Source organism: Geodermatophilus sp. SYSU D00779, assembly GCF_054050595.1.
In genome coordinates this window covers 1-3,801 of record NZ_JBJGZQ010000065.1, presented here as the reverse complement: position 1 = coordinate 3,801, position 3,801 = coordinate 1, and the positions used below count along the sequence as shown (strand labels likewise).

Sequence of the window (3,801 nt, the reverse complement as noted above, 5' to 3'; positions counted from 1 at the left end):
ACCCCCACCCCTGCAGGAGTTCCAGCGTGAGCACCACCAGCTACACCGTCACCGGCATGACCTGCGGCCACTGCGTGAACGCGGTGACCGAGGAGGTCAGCGCCGTCCCCGGGGTCACCGCCGTCGACGTCGACCTGGCCAGCGGCGGGCTGACCGTCACCAGCACCGAGCCCGTCGACGCCGACGCCGTGCGCGCCGCCGTCCAGGAGGCCGGCTACTCCGTGGCCGGCGCGGGACGGGCGGCCCCGGCGCGATCGCGCGCCACCGCAGGAGGAAGAGCACGATGAACACGCCCACGAAGCTCGGGGCCTACGCCCTCGGCCTGATCGCCGTCTTCGGTGCCGCTGCCGGCATCGGCAACGCCGTTGGCCCTGTCGGGCCGGTCGAGGCGTCGCACGCCACCGAGACCCACCCGGGCACCGGCGGGGAGGACGCCATCGCGGCTGACGCCGCTCACGACGGCGCCCACGGCCCGGCCACCGGCGACCAGGGCGAGGACCTGCCCGGTGGCCTGCTGGTCTCCGAGGGCGGCTACACGCTCGAGGTGGACCGCCCTGACCTGCCGGCCGGCTCGGCCACTCCCGTGTCGTTCCGCATCCTGGGCTCCGACGGGCAACCGGTGACCGCGTACGACGAGTCCCACGACGAGGACCTGCACCTGATCGCCGTCCGCCGTGACCTGACCGGCTTCCAACACGTGCACCCCGACCTGGCGCCCGACGGCACCTGGAGCACCCCCCTGGACCTGACACCGGGCAGCTGGCGGCTGTTCGCCGACTTCGACCCCGCCGGCGACGACCCCGCGCTCACCCTCGGCACGGACGTCGCCGTCGCCGGGAACCACGACCCCCAGCCGCTGCCGGAGCCGTCGACCACGGCCGAGGTCGACGGGTACACCGTCACCCTCGACGGGCAGCTGGTGCCCGGGCGGGAGTCGCAGCTGACCCTGTCGGTCAGCCGGGACGGGCAGCCGGTCACCGATCTGCAGCCCTACCTGGCCGCCTACGGCCACCTGGTCGCCCTGCGCGACGGCGACCTCGCGTACCTGCACGTGCACCCGGCCGGCGAGCCCGGCGACGGGGTCACGCAGCCCGGCCCGGACGTCACCTTCTACGCCACCGCGCCCTCGGCGGGGGAGTACCGGCTGTTCCTGGACTTCCAGCACGGCGGCGTCGTGCGCACCGCCGAGTTCACCGTCCGCGCCGGCGACACCGTCGCGCCCGCCACCGGCACCGGCGGCCACGTCGACGACGGCCACGGCCACGGCTGAACCGACGCAGTCCGCCGATCCCGCCCGAGCAGTTCCAGAGGAAGAAGACCATGAGTTCCGCCACTGAGCGCACGAGCCCGCCGGCCACGGCCGGGGAGAACCACGTCGAGCTGACGATCGGCGGGATGACCTGCGCCTCCTGCGCCGCGCGCATCGAGAAGAAGCTCAACCGGCTCGACGGCGTCACCGCCACGGTCAACTACGCCACCGAGAAGGCCAAGGTCACCTACGACGGCGACGTCGCTGCCGAGGATCTGGTGGCCGCGGTGGAGAAGGCCGGCTACACCGCCCGGCTACCCGAGCCGCCCCGCCCCAACAGCACCGCCACTGACGGCCACGCGGAGGAACACGACGCGGTCCGGCCGCTGCGGCAGCGGCTGCTGATCTCGGCCGTCCTCACCATCCCGGTGGTGGCGATGGCGATGATCCCCGCGCTGCAGTTCACCTCCTGGCAGTGGCTCTCACTGACCCTGGCCGCGCCGGTCGTCGTCTGGGGGGCCTGGCCGTTCCACCGGGCCGCATGGACCAACCTGCGCCACGGCACGTCCACGATGGACACCCTGGTCTCGATGGGCACCCTCGCGGCGCTGGCCTGGTCGCTGTACGCGCTGTTCCTCGGCACGGCCGGCGAGCCGGGGATGACGCACCCGTTCGAGCTGACGATCGCCCGCACCGACGGCGCGGGGAACATCTACCTCGAGGCCGCCGCCGGGGTGACGACGTTCATCCTCGCCGGCCGCTACGTCGAGGCCCGCTCCAAGCGGCGGGCCGGCGCCGCTCTGCGAGCGCTGCTCGAGATGGGCGCCAAGGAGGTCTCGGTGCTGCGCGGCGGCACCGAGACCCGCATCCCCGTCGACCGGCTGGCCGTCGGGGACTCCTTCGTCGTCCGGCCCGGCGAGAAGATCGCCACCGACGGTGTCATCGCCGAGGGCTCCTCGGCGGTCGACGCCTCGATGCTCACCGGCGAGTCGGTCCCGGTCGAGGTCGGGCCGGGCGACGCCGTCGTCGGCGCCACCGTCAACGCCGGCGGCCGGCTCGTCGTGCGTGCCACCCGCATCGGTGCGGACACCCAGCTGGCCCAGATGGCGCGGCTGGTCGAGGACGCCCAGAACGGCAAGGCCGAGGTCCAGCGGCTCGCCGACCGGATCTCCGGGGTCTTCGTCCCGATCGTCATCGCTCTCGCCGTGGGCACCCTCGGCTTCTGGCTCGGCACCGGCAGCGGCCTGGCCGCCGCGTTCACCGCCGCGGTCGCGGTGCTGATCATCGCCTGCCCGTGCGCGCTGGGGCTGGCCACGCCGACCGCGCTCATGGTCGGCACCGGCCGCGGCGCGCAGCTCGGCATCCTGATCAAGGGGCCGGAGGTGCTGGAGTCCACCCGCCGCGTGGACACCGTCGTGCTGGACAAGACCGGCACGGTCACCACCGGCCGGATGACCCTGCTCGACGTCGTCCCCGCCGCCGGTGAGGACCCCGATCAGGTGCTGCGACTCGCCGGCGCACTGGAGGAGGCCTCCGAGCACCCGATCGCCCGGGCCATCGCGACCGGCGCCACCGAGGCCGTCGGCGACCTGCCGCCCGTCGAGGGCTTCACCAACGTCGAGGGCCTCGGCGTGCAGGGCGTCGTCGACGGCCACGCGGTGCTCGTCGGCCGCACCCGGCTGCTTGAGGAGTGGTCCGTCCGGCTCACCCCGGAGCTCGAGGCGGCGAAGGCCGCGGCCGAGGCGCAGGGCCAGACCGCGGTCGCCATCGCCTGGGACGGCGCCGCCCGGGCCGTCCTCGTGGTGGCCGACGCCATCAAGGAGACCTCCGCCGAGGCCGTCCGCCGGCTGCGCGACCTGGGGCTGACCCCCGTCCTGCTGACCGGTGACAACGAGACGGTCGCCCGGTCGGTCGCTGCTCAGGTGGGGATCGACGAGGTGATCGCCGAGGTGCTGCCCTCCGACAAGGTCGACGTCGTGGAGCGCCTGCAGGGCCAGGGCAAGGTCGTGGCCATGGTCGGGGACGGGGTCAACGACGCCGCCGCCCTGGCCCGGGCCGACCTGGGTCTGGCGATGGGCACCGGCACGGACGTGGCGATCGAGGCCAGCGACCTGACCCTCGTGCGCGGTGACCTGCGGGCCGCCGCCGACGCCATCCGGCTGTCCCGCAGGACGCTGGGCACCATCAAGGGCAACCTGTTCTGGGCGTTCGCCTACAACGTGGCCGCCCTGCCGCTGGCCGCCGCCGGGCTGCTCAACCCCATGCTCGCCGGCGCGGCGATGGCGTTCTCCTCGGTGTTCGTCGTCTCGAACAGCCTGCGGCTGCGCCGGTTCCGGGCCCTCGCCTCGAACGGGACGGACGGCGGTCCGGCGGTCAGCCGGCCGACGTCCTCCGGGGTACCGGTCGGCGCGGCGTCGAGCAGGCGCGCGGGGGAGTGAGACGTGGGGGGGGGGGGGGGGGCGCCCCCCCGCCCCCCCCCCCCCCCCCCCCCCCCCGCCCCCCCCCCCCCCCCCCCGCGCCCCGCCGCGGCGGAGTCGCCGCTCCCCCCCCCC

General features: G+C 74.9%; 3 protein-coding genes. All 3 read left to right on the top strand.

What is annotated here, in order from left to right; translation table 11 throughout:
• Positions 1-26 precede the first annotated feature (26 nt).
• Genes ACI79G_RS24880 through ACI79G_RS24870 form a run of 3 tightly spaced genes read left to right on the top strand, consistent with a single transcriptional unit; the run spans position 27 to position 3,687 of the window.
• Positions 27-287, top strand: a complete 261-nt coding sequence (locus tag ACI79G_RS24880; RefSeq protein WP_456883707.1) for a heavy-metal-associated domain-containing protein — start codon at positions 27-29, stop codon at positions 285-287.
• Complete coding sequence (locus ACI79G_RS24875) at positions 284-1,270, top strand: hypothetical protein (protein ID WP_456883706.1); 987 nt, start codon at positions 284-286, stop codon at positions 1,268-1,270. Before ACI79G_RS24880 ends, ACI79G_RS24875 begins: the two co-directional genes overlap by 4 nt.
• Before the next feature lie 50 nt (positions 1,271-1,320).
• Positions 1,321-3,687 (top strand): heavy metal translocating P-type ATPase, encoded by a 2,367-nt coding sequence (locus ACI79G_RS24870; protein WP_456883705.1) that lies wholly within the window; start codon positions 1,321-1,323, stop codon positions 3,685-3,687.
• Positions 3,688-3,801 lie beyond the last annotated feature (114 nt).

Coding starts and splice junctions, on each gene's coding strand:
- ACI79G_RS24875 (WP_456883706.1), top strand. CDS start 284: ATGAACACGCCCACGAAGCTCGGGGCCTACGCCCTCGGCCTGATCGCC.
- ACI79G_RS24870 (WP_456883705.1), top strand. CDS start 1,321: ATGAGTTCCGCCACTGAGCGCACGAGCCCGCCGGCCACGGCCGGGGAG.